An 18,369-nucleotide genomic window follows, 5' to 3' on the forward strand; every position below is an offset into this window, starting at 1 on the left:
TTTATAACAAAGATTACAGGAGGTATACACAATTATGTATAAAGTACTTGTAACCGATGGGATCAGCAGCACAGGACTAAAAAGCTTATTGGAGCATCCCCATTTTGTTGTCGAGAGACAGCCCACACTACCTACTGAGGATTTAAAACAAATTATTGGTGATTATGATGCTCTCATTGTTAGGAGCCAAACAAAGGTAACTGAAGATTTGCTTTCGGCTGCTAAGCGCCTACGGGTCATCGCTCGTGCTGGTGTAGGGGTCGACAACATTGATGTCAATGCCGCCACACGAAAAGGGATTATTGTTATCAACGCTCCTGGTGCGAATACAATTGCTGCAACCGAGCACACGTTAGCGATGATGTTGTCATTAGCAAGAAAAATACCACAAGCCCATCAAAAGACGTCTAGTGGTGCATGGGACCGCAACTCCTTTAAGGGAGTGGAATTATATAAAAAGACACTCGGGGTCATTGGCATGGGGAAAATCGGCACAGAGGTGGCGAAACGGGCCAAAAGCTTTGGCATGAATATTTTAGGATTTGATCCTTATCTGTCCGAAGAACGGGCTAAGAAACTGGGAATGACAAAAGCAAGCCTTGACTTAATTGCTCAAGAATCCGACTTTATTACGATCCATACCCCACTGACCAATGATACGCGTGGATTGGTCAATGACGAATACTTAAGTAAAACGAAAAAAGGGGTCCGCTTCATTAACTGTGCACGCGGCGGGGTCATCGATGAAAAAGCCCTAGTTAGAGCGATTCAATCAGGTCATGTTGCTGGAGCAGCCTTGGACGTGTTCGAAAAAGAACCAGTCGCCGATGTGGAACTATTACAAAATCCCAATATAATTGTTACCCCACATTTAGGTGCTTCCACTGTAGAGGCTCAAGAAAAAGTAGCTCAAGAAGTTAGTGCAGAAATCATTGAGATTTTTGAAACCCAGTCGATTCAAAATGCTGTTAATATGCCACAAATGTCAGGGGAAACACAGGCGAAGCTCCAGCCTTACTTACTGCTTGGAGACCAAATGGGACAGCTCGTTATTCAATTGCTAAACAAACAGGCACCTTCTAAAATTGAAATCAATTATTATGGGGATTTAATTGAGGAAGATACGGAGTTGCTGACCCGTACACTTTTAAAAGGGATTCTATCCTATCATTTAAGTGATTCTGTTAATCTGATTAATGCCCTTCATTTGTTGAAGGAACAAGGCGTTTCTTATAATGTGGTGAAACACGCTACAAACAAAGGTTTTGCTAATTATATGGAACTAAGCGTCTCTAATGGTCAGGAAACAGCTAAAATTGGGGCAACAGTCTTAAACGGGTATGGGGCAAGAATTCTTAAAATCAATCAATACCGCATTGATGTGAAACCTGAAAAGTTTCTTTTATATATTAAGCATCGTGATGTTCCGGGGATGATCGGTAAGGTTGGCTCATTATTGGGTGATCACGCTATAAATATTGGGACCATGCAGGTCGGTCGGACTGCTATTGGCGGCGAGGCGATCATGGTTTTAACCTTAGATAAAACATTAAATGCCAATGTCATTCATGTCTTAAAACGAATTGATGGTTTAGAAGAAGCACAAGTTCTAGAATTGACCAATATTGATTCAGTTGAACAAGGAAGGCTAGAGCCGGTAGAAAGCATCTAGTTTATTGGGAAAGAGGGATTGCCTGGTGGCAGCCCCTCTTTCTTTTTTTAGTAGAAAAGTTTCAATTCGACATCGAGAAATGCCGCATCCTACGCCTTCTTACAGGATACTCTTTATATCTAAAACAGAGTCTAAAATATAATCTGCCTGATGACTTTCAAATTCACTTCGTGCCGCTTTCCCTGATAGGCCCGTTAACACCGCAGCAAATTGGCAGCCCAATTGTCTTGCGGCGAGAAGGTCTGCCAAAGAATCACCGACAACCAGCACTTCATCACCTTGATCGATTGGTAGTGATGTATGTAAACAATCTTGAATCGATGTTCCTTTTCCTTTTAAACCCATTATATAGGTGTAGGGATGCGGCTTTGATAGAGATTTGCCATCTCCAAGCTCCTTCTCTGCTTGTAATACTTCATCCGCTGTTATAATTCGTTCCTCATCGAAATGGGCCAGCCATTCTAAATGCTGAAAAGGCTGAATCGTCTCTAGGGCTGGTCTGCCTGTTCCAATTCCAATGGTAAATCCTGATGCAGTTAAAGATGCAAATAAATTTCCAATTTCTTTAGCAGGGGCTAATGTAGTCTCATTCGCGAGAAAACCCTTTTTACCTGTCTGTACGGAAGGTCTCCCTGTCGAGACGAGGACATTTTCATCGCCAACATACCATTCCTGAGAAACATGCTCGCAGATTGACCACAACTCCCCTTTATGAAAAATAGACGTCTCCACCCCAAGCTTCTCCTTAGCCAACTCATTCAAGAAACCGAGCAACTCCTGCTTCGTCGCTTTCGATCGAGAAAAATCTGCCACAAACAAACCAAAATCCACTTCCACATCATATTGCCTTAAGACGTTGCCAATCGCTCGTAATGTATCAAAGTTAATTGGTGCCTGACACCATTTCCCTATATTTTCCTTTTCTTTATCTTTGATTTGTGACAACAGGTAGATCAGTTGGTGGCTGAAAGATAGATAGATCATATCCCAGTTAGCGTTGAGGCCGCGTGATTTCATAAATTTAAGAACTGTATCGTTTACGAATACGTGCTCTCTTATTTTTTTTATTTCTTCCTTACTATTGTCTGTAGTAAATTGTTCCGGAGCGAGTGCTAAGTAATTACGGCTATGCAGGAGCTCCCAAACGGTTAAGGCTGATACATCGAAATAATGCTCTTCACTCAACAGGACTCCGTCTACGTCAAACAAAATTGTTTTAATCAAGTTCTCTTCCCCCATTTTCAGACTACTTTTATACGTTATCGTAACACAGTATAACGAATGATTTGAAGTGTATTTATTTTAAAAATATTAAAACAAGCCGTCCCTGGGATTTTCCACTCCAGCGATACGGCTTGGTATTAGTGCTCTGCCTTTTTTTACTTATTATCCATTAACATCTTTGACTACAGCAATTAATGCTTTTCTGCGATACAAATTTCCTTAAACGGCCAAGCTGGAAGCATTTTACGCAATGGTTTGTCTTCACGGTAACCTAATGCGTACTCTCCCTGCATGATCGTATGAATTTCCCTCGTCCCTTCATAAATCACAGGCGCCTTAGCATTTCGCAAATACCGCTCAACAGGGAATTCATTGGAGAAGCCATAAGCGCCGTGAATTTGAACCGCATCATTGGCGGCCTCCAAGGCGGCATCACAAGAAATCCATTTGGCCAAGGATGTTTCTTGCGTGTTCCGTTTGCCATTATTTTTTAACCAACCCGCCTTAAAAACTAATAACCGAGATATTTCTAGGTTTGCTGACATTTTCGCGATCATTTGCTGGACAAGCTGATGTTTGCCAATTTCTTTACCAAAGGTTTTTCGTTCTGCACAATACTTCACGCTCGCCTCAAGCGAAGCCATAATCGTTCCAACGGCTCCTGCCGCCACCGTAAAGCGGCCATTATCGAGAGCTGACATAGCAATTTTAAACCCTTCCCCTTCGTAACCCAATAAATTTTCAACTGGAACCCTGACATGGTCTAAAAACACTTCTCCCGTATTCCCGGCGCGGATACCGAGTTTTCCTTTAATTGCCTTTGAGGATACTCCCGCAAGTGTTCGTTCAACAATAAAGCAGGAGATTCCATGGTGCTTTGCTTTTGTATCAGTTTTTGCAAAAATTAAGAAGTTATCAGCCACATCACACAGGGAGATCCATGTTTTAGAACCATTTAATATATAGTAATTTCCTTCCTTTACGGCAGTGGTCTCCATTGCAGCAACATCTGAACCCGCATTAGGTTCGGTTAGCCCAAATGCACCAACCTTTTCACCCTTTGCTTGTGGAACGAGATATTTTTGCTTTTGTTCCTCGGTTCCCCATTGTAATAATGTCATACTATTTAAACCGGTATGAACCGAAACAGCCGTACGGAAGGCTGTATCACCACGTTCCAATTCTTCGCACACAATGGCAAGTGTGTTGTAATCCATCCCCACTCCCCCATATTCCTCAGGAATACATACACCCATAAGTTGTAGATCAGCCAACCGTTTGAGAATATTTTTTTCAAAATGCCCCTTTTCATCCCATTCTTTAATATACGGGTTTATTTCACGGTCAACGAAGGCTCTGACTACCTTTCTTACACTCTTTTGCTCATCTGTTAATGAAAAATTCATTTTCTCTTCCTCCTCAACTCATATTTTGTTGGTTATTTTGGTTCAACTAACTTTCAAGTAATTTAATAAATTGATTCTATTAAAATATCGTGATTCCTCCCTTTAAAAAGAAAAGAATAGAAAATTTTACAAAAAAAAGCAGTGAAGCTCCAAGTTAATGGGTTTCACTGCTTTGGAATAAATGATTTACTTTTTGAAATACTATTAAGGAAAGACTTACTTTGCAAAACGGTGGTTTCCGATTGTCACCGTAACTTCACGAGAGGTAATCCACTGACTTACTGCCGTTTTTGGATTGTAGAAAAATAATGAACCGCTGCCTTGTCCTCTAAAAGCTAATGCTTCATTCACAGCCTGCTTTGAGGCTGCATCCGCAGGTTGATTGATTTGACCATTTTGGACAGGAGTAAAGGCATAATACCCATTTGAGATTTGGTAAATAACTTCTCTGATCGAATTGGGGAAATCAGGGCTTGCTACTCTATTCAAGATGACAGTAGCAACGGCTACTTTTCCAGCATATGGTTCGCCAACCGCTTCAGCACGGACAAGACGCGCCATAAGGTCTTTATCTGCTTCAGAAATAGTAGCACTTGGGATCACTAGACTTTGACCAACATAAAGAGCACTGCTCTTAACATTATTTGCCTGCATTAAACTATTTACTGGAACTCCAAACTTTGATGCAACTTTCCAATACGTATCACCTGATTGTACTTTATGTGTTGTAGTTGCAGCTTCTGTTGTCCCATTTAATGCAAAAGCTGAGATTGATAGAAGTAATCCTGTTGCCATCACTAGTTTTTTTAGTTTATTCATTGTATTACCTCCCGCTTATATTGTGTTTGTCGTCTCTCTACAGCTAAGGCTATCAGTTGTAACATACCAATTCATCAGCCAATAAATGGAATATTTATTCCACCTAAAATGGAACCCACTATGAAAGCATTTATCTATTAATTAGAATTAATATCCATCAACTAGTTTTTACCTTAATACCACTTAACTGGGCATTTATGGTTCGATCATGACAGTTTGTATTTTCGCTGTAACATAATTTGATCTATTTTCGGCTAAATTTCACTAAATTGACAACAAATTCCTTAATTTCACGAAGGATTTCAACGAAAACTTTGGTAATAATATAATGAAGGACAAAATGAAGGAGGCAGAATATAATGGAAAGTCAATTAGTCAGTGTACTCAACAAGCAGATCGCGAATTGGTCTGTCTTGTATATGAAGCTACATAACTATCATTGGTATGTTAAAGGGGGACAATTTTTCACCCTTCATGCTAAATTTGAAGAATTTTATAATGAAGCAGGACTACATGTTGATGAATTAGCAGAACGCCTGCTTTCAATCGGTGGCAGCCCTGTCGCCACTATGAAAGAATGCCTTGAAATTTCCTCTGTACAAGAGGCTTCAGGTAAGGAAGCAGCTGAGGAAATGGTTCAGTCTGTCATCAATGACTTCTCAATCATCATCGGTGAATTAAAAGAAGGCATGAGCCTTGCTGGCGAAGTGGATGATGATACCACAGAAGATATGCTTCTTGCTATCCATTCTGGTTTAGAAAAGCATGTTTGGATGTTAAGTGCCTTTCTCGGAAAGTCACTATAATTGATTGAGTCCAACCAATCGACAAGATGGACTTAAAAGTGGAAACCTGTAAGTACCGTCAAATTTAAATATAAAGGCTGAATCCCGCTACTGCTGGATTCAGTTTTTTTATTAACGGAAGCTCCTTCTAATTTCTCCATCCCATTTATTTTGACCCCTTCAATGAACTGTAGGATAAATCATACTTTTCATACCAACAACGCATTTCACCTAATGTCCATATGACCGTTTTATGACTGAACCCGAAGACTGTTGGTTTCCATGAAAAATCTATTTTTCAATTATAAACACTTGTCCCTTACAGAACCCCTCACCAAAGCATACATTGTAATTATTTGACGAAGGAGGTGTTTTCTATGTCTAACAGTGGCGGATACAACAACAGCTTTGCTTTAATCGTTGTATTGTTTATTTTATTAATCATCGTTGGAGCATCCTTCATGTACTAATCGTTAAACCAGGCTCTACTAAACAAAGAAAGAGCGGTGAACCCATTCCAATGGGTTCACCGCCCTTCTTTGCTATAAACTATTTAGCGTGTTTGTTACTTCTTACAATCATGATCATGCAAACAGTGATGATGGTAAAAGCAATAAATGCTAACAATGGAATCGTAATAAAACCAAGCCAGTTTATGTAATCCTTTGAACAGGGTACTCCACTTGTACACATTTCAAACTGCTGCAAATACGATATTTTTTGCAACAGGGTATGATATCCAGAAATGAACATACCAATGATGGACAACGGCAAAACGTAACGGTAGATTTCCTTATCATTACGATAAACGGCTATTCCCAACATGATTGCTAATGGATACATAAAAATTCGTTGGTACCAACAAAGGGTACAGGGAATGAAATGCATCACTTCACTGAAATATAAGCTGCCGAGTGTGGCAATAATCGCAGCAACCCAAGCGAGCAGCAAAGATTTATTCATGGTTCTTCGCCGCTTCCGCTACCATATCTTTTAAGTCATCGATTGTTTGGCCTTCAAACTTCTTCCCATCAACGAAAATGGTTGGAGTTCCCGTCACATCTAGTTTCTCAGCATATTCCATATCCGTATCAAAGGCCTTTTTTGACTGATCGGCACGGAAATTTTCAACAACCTTGTCTACATCTGTATCATTCGCGACTTCTTTTAATGTAATAATTAAAAAGTCCTCTGTAAAAACATCCATTTTTTCTTTTTCAGGTTCTTCTGGTTGGGCGGCATACAGCTGATCATGAAATTTCCAGAACGTTTCGTTGCCTAGCTCTTGATAAACGGATTCTGCAAATTTAGCAGAACGTGTCGAATCCACATTGATAAAGGCATCATTCATAAAATAAAATTTTGCTTTTCCCGTATCAACAAGCTCTTTTTCTATGACTGGCACGACTTGTTCTAAAAAGTTTTTGCAATTTGGACATTTATAGTCTCCAAATTCAATAATAGAGACAGGTGCAGACTCCTCGCCAAGGAAGGGTTGTTGACTATAATTGATGTCATTTTCGGTCGATTCTTCCTTATCCTTCGAATCTTTTTCAAAGAAAATAAGCGCCAAAATACAAACTGCAACCAAGCCAATAACCCAGAAAGCAAACTTTGATGACGATTGTTGCTGTTTTTTTGAATTTTTCATATCCTTTGCCATAATCAAACTCCTTCTTAATTCTTAATACCCTATTATTGTCGAACGAGGATAGTATAAATATCACTTATCCTAGGCAATATTGCAAATAAATGAACCTTCAAATAAAAAAAATGCCATTGTAAAAGGGCATCTTTCCAGTTTGATTTATAAGTGTTAACAATAAGATCCATTTCGGCTGATAGAACGAAATACTGCCCTATCAGCGAAATGTTAGCAAACCTCTTGAGAACCGTGTTGGGCAAGATTCAGCTTCCAATAAAAACCCTTTTTATTCACTAATTCCTCATGTGTACCCTCTTCCAAAATTTTTCCTTTATCAATAAATAAAATCTTTGTAGCTGTTTGAATGGTTGAGAGTCGATGGGCAATGATAAAAGAGGTTCTGCCCGCCAACAGTGTTTTTAACCCTTGTTGTAATGCAAGTTCCGTCTCTGTATCAATAGAGGAGGTGGCCTCATCTAAAATAAGAATCTTGGGATCCGCTAATAACGCCCTGGCAAACGAAATTAGTTGTCTTTGTCCGGTCGATAGCCTTGTTCCTCTTTCATTGACTTCTGTTTGATATCCTTCTTTCAATCCGATAATAAATGGATGGGCCTGAACCGCTTTGGCAGCCTGGATTACCTCTTCATCTGTCGCATTCAATCTTCCATAACGGATATTATCCATAATCGATCCAGAAAAAATAAATGGATCCTGCAGCATAACGCCCATTTGCTTCCTTAGAGACGGAATGGTGACCGTTGAAATATCAACATCATCAATCATTATTTGACCGCTATTCACATCATAAAAACGGCTAATTAAACTAACAATAGTCGTCTTCCCTGATCCGGTTGCACCGACAAGGGCAATCGTATCACCAGGATTTACTTTTAGATTAATTTGATCAAGAATTCGTTCCTTCTCATAACCAAATACCACATTGTCAAACACCACTTTCCCGTTAATCGTTTTTAATTCACTTGCATGAGGATGACTGAGAACAGTTGGCTTTTCATCTATCATTTCAAAGATTCGCTCTAAATAGGCCATGGCATTTATAATGGCATTATAAAAATTTCCGATGTTTGCAAGCGGGCTCCAAAACATCCAGAGGTAGCCTACAAATGCCACAAGTGCCCCGACCGTTATTCCCTGACCAATAGAAGCCATTCCAATTACATAAATAAGCGACACAGTTACAACGGAGATATTCTCAATCGATGGCCATAAAAGAAATTGAATGCGTACAGCCTTCATCCAAGAATGGCGGTACCCATCCGAGACATCCTCGAAAATTCTTTTATTTTCTTCCTCACGAACAAAAGCTTGAGTTACCTTCATACCATTGATACTTTCATGAATATAAGCATTCATATTCGACTGCTTATTACTTAAATCCTGCCATGCCTTCCGTTGGGCATTTTTAATGAAGAAAATAACAGTCGCCAGGATAGGAAATCCTGCCATGGCAAACAGTGTCAATTTTAAATCAAGCGAAAACATAAATCCTAAAATGACAATCAAGCTAAATATGTCCGTAATTAAGTTAATCAGCCCATTCGAAAGTAAATCACTTAAGGAATTAACATAATTGACGACTCGGACTAAGATCTTCCCATGTGGCCTGCTGTCATAAAAAGAGAATGATAGTTTTTGTAAATGGACAAATAAATCAGCCCTCAGTTTTTCAATAACACTCTGACCGATTTGGGACATCATCCTAATCCTGTATTTCATACAGATTCCAGTCAGCACCAATGCTACTAAGTAAATTCCCGAGAGCAGCACTAAGCCAGCAATATTCTTCTTAGGGATCTCCTGATCGATCGCTTGTTTAATTAAATACGGTCCGATTAGGTTTGCACCACTAGCAACCAGCATAATCAGTACGGTAAGAATGATTTTGGTTTTATATGGTTTCAAATAGCTGAACAGCCGCTTTAGATGCAAAAAACTAAATGGCGTCTCCAATTCTTCGTCAACATTAAATTTATTGCGTGCCATGTTATATCACTTCCTGACCATGGAGCATATGATCAAAGTTCCCAGATTGGTTCTTATATACGGTATAGTAGTAGCCTTTTTTCTCAAGCAGTTCTTCATGCTTCCCTCTTTCGATAATTCTGCCTTGGTCCATAACTACGATTTGGTCTGCATCCCTTACAGAGGAAATTCGATGGGCGATTAAAAAACAGGTTTTATTTTGCTGAATGGATTTTAAAGTAGTTTGGATCTTCTGCTCCGTTTCCATGTCGACACTTGACGTGGTATCATCGAGAATCAAAATTTGAGGATCCTTTAAAATAGCACGGGCTAATGCAATTCGCTGCCGTTGTCCGCCAGAAAGTCCTACTCCACGTTCACCAACAATGGTATCGTAGCCCTCTGCCAGTTCACAAATAAATTCATGTGCCTCTGCCATTTTAGCTGCTGACTGGATAGCATCCAGTGTTGCATGAGGATGACCATAGGCAATATTTCCTTCAATCGTATCAGAATATAGAAATATATCCTGCATGACCATCGCTATGCCCTCTCGTAATGCTTGGAGATTCCATTCCTTTACACTTATGCCATCTACTTTAACTTCACCGCTAGTCGTATCATAAAAACGACTTAGTAAATTAACTAATGTTGACTTCCCAGCACCAGTTGCTCCAATCAGCGCGAGTGTCTCTCCTGGTTTTACCTTTAAGCAAATATCCTTTAATACAGGTCCTTCCCCATAACTAAAGTCGACATGATCATATTCAACTACACCCTCAAATTTGTTCATGTTAATCATTTTGGCTTTATTCGTTATTTTCGGGTTTGTATGGAGGAGATCCTCTACTTTTTCAGCGGAGGCAATAAATCTTTGCACATCATTAAGCAGCCAGCCCGCCATACGCATCGGATTATTTAAAGCCCAAATCAACGAGTTAAAGGTAACTAACTCACCAAACGTAAGAGAGCCACGAATCACCATTATTCCACCAATCAAGATCATAATCACCGTTAGCACACCTGCTAACGAGTCCAGGACGGGTAAGTATTTTTCCCAAACTTTTGCTGAAAGCAGATTCTTCTTCTTAAAGGCTTCATTTTCAGCATGAAACTTCTCAATTTCGTAGTCTTCTTTCGCAAATGCCTTTACAACTCGATTGCCACTAATGTTTTCCTGTACAACAGAATTAAGCCTGGCAAATTGATTGCGAATCTCCGTAAACGTCGGACGTACAGCAAACGTTAATCGATACGCGAAAAAACCGATGACCGGTGTAACTAACAACATCGCCAATGCCAATGGAAGATCAATATAAAACATAAATCCAATGGCGAAGATGAGCAGCATAGCGTTTTCAAAAATCATATAGATAGACCAAGCTGTAAAATGGCGAACCGCTTCGAGGTCACCTGTCATCCGAGCCATGATATCCCCTGTTTTCGTTTGATCGTAAAAACTAAAATCCAGTTGATGAAGACGATCATACAAATGTTTACGTATTTTAAAAATGACATTTTGCGATAACGTTTCAAATATTATTTGATACCCGTAACGAACCACCGTTCTGATAACAGTGACACTAATCATAAGGACTAACAGTTTCCACAACAGATTTTCTTGATGACCAACCATTACTTTATCAACAATCATTCCTGCCAAATAAGGATTAAGCATATTCATTGCTGAAACAACTAATGCCAGCAAAAGACCGATCATTATCATAGCACGATATGTTCGAATATAGCCCCAAATCCAACGTAAACTATCCATATGTTGCCTTCTCCCTCCCAAGTACTTTAGACATAAATACATACTATTTCGGTTTCCTTGTTATTATGAATGTTTTATGCCATTCACTTACTGCCGTTTGTCCTCACAACACTGATCTTTTTAATTTTTGTTAAAAATAGGATATGATAAGGAAGAAATTCATTTTATCTTTCGAGGGGGAAAGTACATGGCAAATACGAGTAAGTATATTGGTTATATAGGTACATATACAAAAGGAGAAAGTAAGGGGATCTATTCTTTTACCTTCAATCCTCAAACCGCTGCGATCGAAAATATTAAAGTCGCTGCAGAGTTAGGTAACCCTACATATTTAACTATTAGTAAGGACAATCGTTACCTCTACTCGGTTAGTAAAGAAGGAAATGAAGGAGGAGTCGCTGCTTTTTCCATCAAAGCAGATGGGGATTTAGAAGCAATTAACAGCGAGTTAGTGGAAGGGGCACCACCTTGTTATGTTAGTGTCGATCGCAGGAATCGTTATCTGTTCAGCGCAAACTATCATAAGGGATTAGTAGATTCCAGGCTCATCAATCAAGAGGATGGATCTGTTCTACCAGCAGCATCAATTATTGAACACGAAGGGTCAGGACCAGATCCTCGCCAGGAGAAGCCTCATAGTCATTATGCAGAGCTGACTCCCGATGAGAAATATTTAGCGGTTGTTGAATTAGGGATTGATGCACTTATTACGTATTCCGTACAGGAGGATGGAACTCTTACACAGTCCCATTTACTACCCGTAAAGGCAGGTAGTGGTCCACGGCACTTAGTTTTCCACCCAAATGGGAAATTTGCTTATATTATGACAGAATTTAGCTCTGAGGTCATCGTCCTACATTATCATAAGGAAGGCGGACATTTTACAGAACAACAGTATATTTCGACCATTCCAGCAGATTTTACCGAAAATAATCAAGGGAGTGCCATCCATATTTCGTCTGATGGACGTTTTGTTTATGCGGGAAATCGGGGACATAATAGTATTGCGGTGTTTGAGGTGAATGAAGAAACTGGCGAGCTACGTTTTGTCGAGCTTGTTTCAACAGAGGGAGATTGGCCGAGGGATTTTGAGTTAGATCCAACCGAGAAGTTCATTATTGCTTCCAATCAGGAATCGGGTAATCTTGTATTATTTTCACGGGATGGAGCAACAGGGAGATTGAAGCTGTTAAATTCGGATATATCCGTGCCATATCCGGTTTGTGTGAAGTTTTTGCATGTATAGTCTCTACTTAAAGCTGATTGGAATCGTTCCAATCAGCTTTTGTATTAGTTCATCAGCAATCGATCGGTTCCTTTCTCCCTTTTTCGACAACCTGGATTATATGATTTAGAAAAGCTTACGTGGTGTCACAAATATTCTTAATTAATTTTGGACATGTATCCCACTAGTGTTTATAAAATCATTATCTCTAACAGTTACATTTTTACTAGATTTTCTTGTGGTATACACTGAATAACCAGCTATATTCTTAAAAGTATTTTTCTCGATATTTAGGCCATCCACTATATTGCCACTATAACTTTCTGTGATAACTCCCTTGCTGTAATTCAGAAAAGAATTGCCTATTAAATTTGTATTCATTATATTTGTTTCATTCGCCCATAGATACGCCCCCCTTCCATCACCTGGACCTATAAAAGTATTTCTTTTAAATTTTGTATCTTGTGAACCTGTTAGGATATTTATTCCATCACCCGATGTTGAAACAGAATTATCGGAAATAACCGTTCGTCTAGAATTTCCTAAATATCCATCTATAACAAATCCAATGTCTGATTTAATTTTATTACGAAAAATTTGAAGGTCTTCATTTTTAAACCAAATATACATATTTTTTACATCAAATTGGTTATCATGAATTTTAGTACCCTTAGTTTCCTTAATCATAAATTTTCCTTTTTTGCCCTTAACAGTGTTATTATAAAACTCTATTTTATTATAAAAATTCCCTGCCCCTTTTGTCCCTTCAATTTGGATAGTATAGGTTTCACTTGCGTTTGTTTTAAATGTATTATTGTAAATTTTTGCGTCGTATAGATTAACTTTTTCCCATGGTTCAAAATGTAAAGTTGGACGACCAACTTTAGACGTACTAATGTTATTAAAAATCTTGATATGGTTCACTTGTTCCACAACGATATTTGAGCGGTGATTATCTTTTATTATATTATGCGATACAGTTATATAATTACTTGCTCGCGTTGATCCAGTTAAAGAGATTCCATCACCAACAGCATTTCTCATTCGATTGTGGGTAATGATTACTTGATCACTATCCCAAACAAACACAGTATGCATATGTTCGATTCCATTTGTATGTTTTTTATAATTGCCATCAAAGGTAATATTTTTCAATTGTACATTTTTAACATTATTTATATTAACTAATCTTGTTTGTTTCTGATCATTCGCAGCATCTGAAAGTTTTAACGTAACTGTATCACGATTTTCTCCAACCAAACTCACATTTGATTTAACAAAAATCGGTTGTAAGATATAGTTTCCAGGAGGTACAAATACTTCTCCACCACCGTTTGAATTAACTTCATCTATTGCTTTTTGAAAGGCAGCCGTATCTTCTGTTCTTCCATCTCCTTTTGCTCCATAAACTTTTACATTTACAGTAAGGTTTGTTTGATTAATCCATTTAGGATCTTTTGTAATCATCCCTTCTATGTTCGTATATATCAACTGTAAACTGATAAAACCCATGTAACCCCAAAATCCAAGAAGCACTAATTTCTCGGTAAAGGTGAACGACTTCATTTTATTTGCTCACCTCCTGCTATTTTATGTAAAACAACAACTTAAACTTTACTGACATCTAAACTCAATACAATTTTCTAGGTGCAAAGTTGAGTTATTAATCTAAATTATATCCGTTTACTTAAATTCGCTGAATAACTCTACTAAAAAAAGCTTCATCCATAAATAATCAAAATGGATGAAGCTTTCAATTGTAAACTATATTCCGTTTCCAAATTACTGCTGATTACATTATAAAATTTCTTTTCCATTTAAGGTATAATAACGTTTTACATAGTTTTCCTATAAAACTAGTAGAATGGTATATTTTAAGATCATATCCCCGAATGGCACCAAGCTTTATCTTGAAGTCATTAATTCCTTCTCCTTCTTTACCACTTACAACTCCACCAAGATTATACCATCTAAAACCTTTTTGCTTTACGGTTTGTATATCTTTCCAATAGAGGTATTTGTTTGCCCTTCCTATTAATTGTTTTTCATCACTCTTTATAAGCCGACTAGATACAGAATACATCCCATAGGATTGGCTGTTTTCCCGATCTAACAGCATACAATGGGCACACAGAATATTTTTTTGTTCATCAGAAATAGTGGTTATTAATAAAGATTGATTATTTCTAAGAGTAATAAGCTTTTCTAATACACATCTATCAATATTTTTTTCTTTTGCAAACGAATTAAATAATGCCGAGAAGTTAATAAGTTGTTCATCACTTGGATTGACATTTTCCGAATAAATCAATCCATCCTTTTCAGAAGCTCTCTTAATCTCCCTCTTAAATGTTTTGTTAAAATTATTGTAAATATCCTGTTCATCCTTAGTTAAATCCAAAATAAAATTGGGAATGAGAATTTCAAAGGAGTTATTATATTTATTCTTTTTAACTACAGGACCGTCTTGAGGATGCATCAAAAGTTGTGTATTAATGATAATATCCGCACTCTTTGCATTAATCTCTTCAAGTTTCCTTTTTCCATAAATCTCTATTACATTTAATAGATTCCTTTTGTAATTGATCGTTATCATTGAATTATTCTACCTTCCCACAAGTTTATGAAATCAAACTAAAACAGAAATTGTTTTTTGCGGCTTATTACGATAGGCCGGAAAGAAATTTAGATCAGCTGATTCACCATAATACTTTTCCCATTTCTCTATCAACCAGTTATAGGTTTGAGCGTTATGAACTTTCTTCCCAATATAAAAATGGAGAAGTCCATTAGGATTGAATCGGTACTTATATTGAAATAAAGAGTCCCTTCCTATATGCCCTCCACCTAGATGGAACTTATTTAAACCCATTTGCTTTCCCCATAAGGCCATTTGATGAAGCAAATAAATATTTCCACCCAAATTTAAGAACTGTTTTTGGGAACACCCAAGATGGTAATGTAATGAATGACCATCATACATACATAAAGCCGCTCCAATCATCCTACCTTCAAAGTAAACTGAGCCAATTACGGAATTATTAGATAGATCCGTTAACAAACTGATTAGATACTTTTCAGAAAAATAAGAATAGGCAGATGCATGTAACTTATCCATTGTTTCTTTATATAATTGATAAAAATCGTTTACAATCTTACTAGCTTCTTCGCTTTGAAAAGTTTTGAAGGCTAGTTTATTTTTTAAAGCCTTATTGACGTTCCGTTTATGATTTTTATGATATTGATTAAAGATTTCACTTTCGTCTTTTGTTAAATCTATAAATACCGTTTCTCTATCATAGGCAACATCCATATATCGGTCCATCCATTGATAATTTTGAAGCAGAGGATGAAAACGATTAAACTCACAAATAATATGTTCCTTTTGACAATACTCCTCAAATTCCTTTCTAAATTGTCTTAAATACTGATCATCATCAATATTGCCTAAGGGACCTCCATATCCGTAGGAAGGTGTTATAATGTCATATAATTCGATATCCAGCTGTTCATCCTGAACAAAAGGCAATAAATCAATCTTTCTCTTTAGAAAAACATAACCTACTTTATTCCCACTTTCGTCTTCATAAAAAAATAAATATGGAGCACCGTCCCCAAAACGCTGATACAGATTTGAATAGGAAGGATGATAAAATATATCTGTTTTCGAAAGTTGATTTAGCCTTTCTTCCCATAGAGATTTCTGATTATAAGAAATTACCTCGTACATGCAATCCCCCCTTATTTAGACTCTTGTAAAGAATTCAGCATAAAAGACTTATCTAGTGAAGACAGCAGCATAACATCATCAAACTTTATCATGACTGATCCACTAGGGTAATGGCCAATATGGGTCTGATTTGATTTTCCTAATAAGTTATTAATAATGTTTCTCACAAAATTTTGACCAGCTTCATGTGCATGAGGATAGCCACCGCCAAATCTAGGATTTATTTCTGAAATGAAGTACCCTTTATCCGTTTTAAAACAATCAATATCAATTGGTCCGATTGGATTGAGTTGATTAACCAGCTCTTCTATTAATTGAATCAAATCCGGGTCATTAACCGAAACCGATTTGTCAGTTTCTCCCGCCCTCATTTTTATTTTCTTTTTACAAAAAATATTAGTCACACAGGCATTTAATAAATCCATATAGCAATCAATGCCAAATTCATCCCCCTCAATAAACGGCTGGGCAATTAATTCACCGGAATCTCGCCATACAGCTTGCAATTCCTTAGTAGAATGGACGATTGAGATTCCAATACTAGCGCTGCCATTTTTAGGTTTTACTATAATCGGAAACTCTAGAAAACCAGTTTCAATATCTGATAGGATTTCAGCAAAATTTATATACGTGGGAATACCTGGTAGGCTGCGATCATTTAAAAATTGATAGGTACGATATTTGTCAAAGCAAATATCTACAACCTCTTTATTCGAAACAATTAATCTTATATTTTCTTTTTCAAAGTCTTCTTTATGTTCCGCCAGCACACTTAATTCAGGATCTATTAAACTCAATACTGCATCAATCTTGTACTTTTGACATAATTGTTTTAGCTGCTGGATATACTCTGGATCAGTAATAGCTGGAATGATTTCAGCAAAATCCGCAAAATGTAATGCTGGGGCTGTTGCATCACAATCGACAGCAACAACTTTGCCTCCTATTTTACTTAATTCCACTTTAAAATATTTTATTAACTTTACTCTTCTACCAGCGCTGCAAATTAAAATATTCATTCTCATCCCTCTAATCAATTATTTAAAATGCATCAACCATTTATTTTTATGCTTACATCAGGATTTCCACCAAACCCTACCTTATTTGAAAAATATTCAATGACAGCTTTATCGATATCTTCATCAAATTTTCTGGCAAAAAAATCATTTGATTCCTCTATTTGTTGAATATCTTTAAATGTCAGGCACACAGGAGATCCTATATCCGTAAATTTCCCCCCCCATTTTAAAAATAAATAATTGTTCTTAACAACTTTAACTTTAAATGGCGAATTCATAATTAATGTGTGAAAAAACCATTCATCCGGGGCTAAAGTATTTTCAAAGAATCTATAATACCATTCATTTTTGTCTATAAATTCTATGATATATTTGGCGGCTTCAAGCGGAATCGTAAACCATTGTGAACCAGTAAAAAACATATATTCATTTGGCCACTGATTTTTATTGGGAAATAGATTGAATCCCTTTTGGTATAAATCGTGAATGATTCTTCTGTAAATCCTAAATGGATGAGCTGAATTATAACGGCTTCTCGTCACTTTTGGCCAATTAATTTCCATTCCCACCAAATCTTTCTTCTTAATCTCTCTAAAACCCATAAATATTTTCCCACTATTTTCCGAAAGGAACCCCTTAAAACCATCTTTCACCAATAAATCCTGCCCGCTTCTTAAGCAAACATAATCATAATTCTTTTTGGATGCCAATACCTCTCTCAATAACAAAATCGTTGCTGTAATTTGGCTAATATTCCCCCACTCACAGACAACACTATTCTCGAGTACTTTAACATTAGAATGTTTCAAAATTTTGTGATAAATTTCTTTATAACTCCTTTTATCAATATGAACATATACATCTGCTTGATCATCTGATAAAAGTTGATCGATAAACCTATTTACTTGTCTTGGGTTTTTATGAATCTGTAAAATAAATGCGGTACGGAGAGAATTCATTTTATTATCTCCTTTAAAAAGTAAATTAAAATACGTTCTTTAAAAAGAACAATTTAAATAAAAAAATAATTAATCTGGCGTAAAATAGACTAACTACTTCAATTTTAGTTCTTTATAATGGACAA

Annotated in this window: 16 protein-coding genes; 4 read left to right on the forward strand and 12 right to left on the reverse strand. The window is 37.1% G+C overall.

The window, feature by feature from the left end; genetic code table 11:
• Nucleotides 1-34: 34 nt before the first annotated feature.
• The gene (gene serA, locus TY15_RS08715; protein ID WP_040203764.1) at nucleotides 35-1,672 is read left to right on the forward strand and encodes a phosphoglycerate dehydrogenase; all 1,638 of its coding nucleotides are present in this window, start codon (nucleotides 35-37) and stop codon (nucleotides 1,670-1,672) included.
• A 99-nt stretch (nucleotides 1,673-1,771) separates the two neighbouring features.
• Here the strand turns inward: serA and TY15_RS08720 are convergent, their stop codons facing one another.
• From TY15_RS08720 to TY15_RS08730, 3 genes are all read right to left on the reverse strand, one after another.
• Nucleotides 1,772-2,896 (reverse strand): HAD family hydrolase, encoded by a 1,125-nt coding sequence (locus TY15_RS08720; protein WP_040203765.1) that lies wholly within the window; start codon nucleotides 2,894-2,896, stop codon nucleotides 1,772-1,774.
• A 191-nt stretch (nucleotides 2,897-3,087) separates the two neighbouring features.
• Nucleotides 3,088-4,302, reverse strand: coding sequence for an acyl-CoA dehydrogenase family protein (locus TY15_RS08725; RefSeq protein ID WP_040203767.1), 1,215 nt, complete (start codon nucleotides 4,300-4,302; stop codon nucleotides 3,088-3,090).
• A gap of 216 nt (nucleotides 4,303-4,518) precedes the next feature.
• Complete coding sequence (locus TY15_RS08730) at nucleotides 4,519-5,121, reverse strand: cell wall hydrolase (protein ID WP_040203769.1); 603 nt, start codon at nucleotides 5,119-5,121, stop codon at nucleotides 4,519-4,521.
• A gap of 359 nt (nucleotides 5,122-5,480) precedes the next feature.
• Between TY15_RS08730 and TY15_RS08735 the strand changes: the two genes are divergently transcribed.
• Together TY15_RS08735 and TY15_RS23550 are read left to right on the forward strand one after the other, a co-directional pair.
• A complete protein-coding gene (locus TY15_RS08735) occupies nucleotides 5,481-5,927 on the forward strand; it encodes a Dps family protein (protein WP_040203771.1) in 447 nt (148 codons plus the stop codon).
• A gap of 356 nt (nucleotides 5,928-6,283) precedes the next feature.
• Nucleotides 6,284-6,376, forward strand: a complete 93-nt coding sequence (locus tag TY15_RS23550; protein WP_040203772.1) for a YjcZ family sporulation protein — start codon at nucleotides 6,284-6,286, stop codon at nucleotides 6,374-6,376.
• A gap of 79 nt (nucleotides 6,377-6,455) precedes the next feature.
• On the opposite strand, the gene TY15_RS08745 is transcribed toward TY15_RS23550, so the two are convergent.
• From TY15_RS08745 to TY15_RS08760, 4 genes are all read right to left on the reverse strand, one after another.
• Complete coding sequence (locus TY15_RS08745; RefSeq protein ID WP_040203775.1) at nucleotides 6,456-6,869, reverse strand: disulfide oxidoreductase; 414 nt, start codon at nucleotides 6,867-6,869, stop codon at nucleotides 6,456-6,458.
• Nucleotides 6,862-7,569, reverse strand: a complete 708-nt coding sequence (locus TY15_RS08750) for a DsbA family protein (RefSeq protein WP_040203776.1) — start codon at nucleotides 7,567-7,569, stop codon at nucleotides 6,862-6,864. Before TY15_RS08750 ends, TY15_RS08745 begins: the two co-directional genes overlap by 8 nt.
• Before the next feature lie 210 nt (nucleotides 7,570-7,779).
• On the reverse strand, nucleotides 7,780-9,558 hold the full coding sequence (locus TY15_RS08755) for an ABC transporter ATP-binding protein (RefSeq protein ID WP_040203777.1): 1,779 nt from the start codon (nucleotides 9,556-9,558) through the stop codon (nucleotides 7,780-7,782).
• Between the two features lies 1 nt (nucleotide 9,559).
• Nucleotides 9,560-11,311 (reverse strand): ABC transporter ATP-binding protein, encoded by a 1,752-nt coding sequence (locus TY15_RS08760; RefSeq protein ID WP_040203778.1) that lies wholly within the window; start codon nucleotides 11,309-11,311, stop codon nucleotides 9,560-9,562.
• Nucleotides 11,312-11,498: 187 nt separating this feature from the next.
• On the opposite strand from TY15_RS08760, the gene TY15_RS08765 reads away from it, so the two are divergent.
• A complete protein-coding gene (locus TY15_RS08765; RefSeq protein ID WP_040203780.1) occupies nucleotides 11,499-12,557 on the forward strand; it encodes a lactonase family protein in 1,059 nt (352 codons plus the stop codon).
• Between the two features lie 141 nt (nucleotides 12,558-12,698).
• On the opposite strand, the gene TY15_RS08770 is transcribed toward TY15_RS08765, so the two are convergent.
• The 5 genes from TY15_RS08770 to TY15_RS08790 all read right to left on the reverse strand — a co-directional run bounded on the left by TY15_RS08770 (nucleotide 12,699) and on the right by TY15_RS08790 (nucleotide 18,244).
• Complete coding sequence (locus tag TY15_RS08770; protein WP_040203782.1) at nucleotides 12,699-14,102, reverse strand: right-handed parallel beta-helix repeat-containing protein; 1,404 nt, start codon at nucleotides 14,100-14,102, stop codon at nucleotides 12,699-12,701.
• Between the two features lie 226 nt (nucleotides 14,103-14,328).
• Nucleotides 14,329-15,132, reverse strand: a complete 804-nt coding sequence (locus TY15_RS08775) for a hypothetical protein (protein WP_040203784.1) — start codon at nucleotides 15,130-15,132, stop codon at nucleotides 14,329-14,331.
• A 33-nt stretch (nucleotides 15,133-15,165) separates the two neighbouring features.
• Nucleotides 15,166-16,266 (reverse strand): GNAT family N-acetyltransferase, encoded by a 1,101-nt coding sequence (locus TY15_RS08780; protein WP_040203786.1) that lies wholly within the window; start codon nucleotides 16,264-16,266, stop codon nucleotides 15,166-15,168.
• A gap of 11 nt (nucleotides 16,267-16,277) precedes the next feature.
• On the reverse strand, nucleotides 16,278-17,285 hold the full coding sequence (locus tag TY15_RS08785) for an ATP-grasp domain-containing protein (RefSeq protein ID WP_042374336.1): 1,008 nt from the start codon (nucleotides 17,283-17,285) through the stop codon (nucleotides 16,278-16,280).
• Nucleotides 17,286-17,317: 32 nt separating this feature from the next.
• Entirely contained in the window at nucleotides 17,318-18,244 is a 927-nt protein-coding gene (locus TY15_RS08790) for a beta-1,6-N-acetylglucosaminyltransferase (RefSeq protein WP_040203788.1), read from the reverse strand.
• Nucleotides 18,245-18,369 lie beyond the last annotated feature (125 nt).

The sequence above is a fragment of the Neobacillus jeddahensis genome (assembly GCF_000612625.1).
In the GTDB taxonomy this organism is placed as follows: domain Bacteria; phylum Bacillota; class Bacilli; order Bacillales; family Cytobacillaceae; genus Neobacillus; species Neobacillus jeddahensis.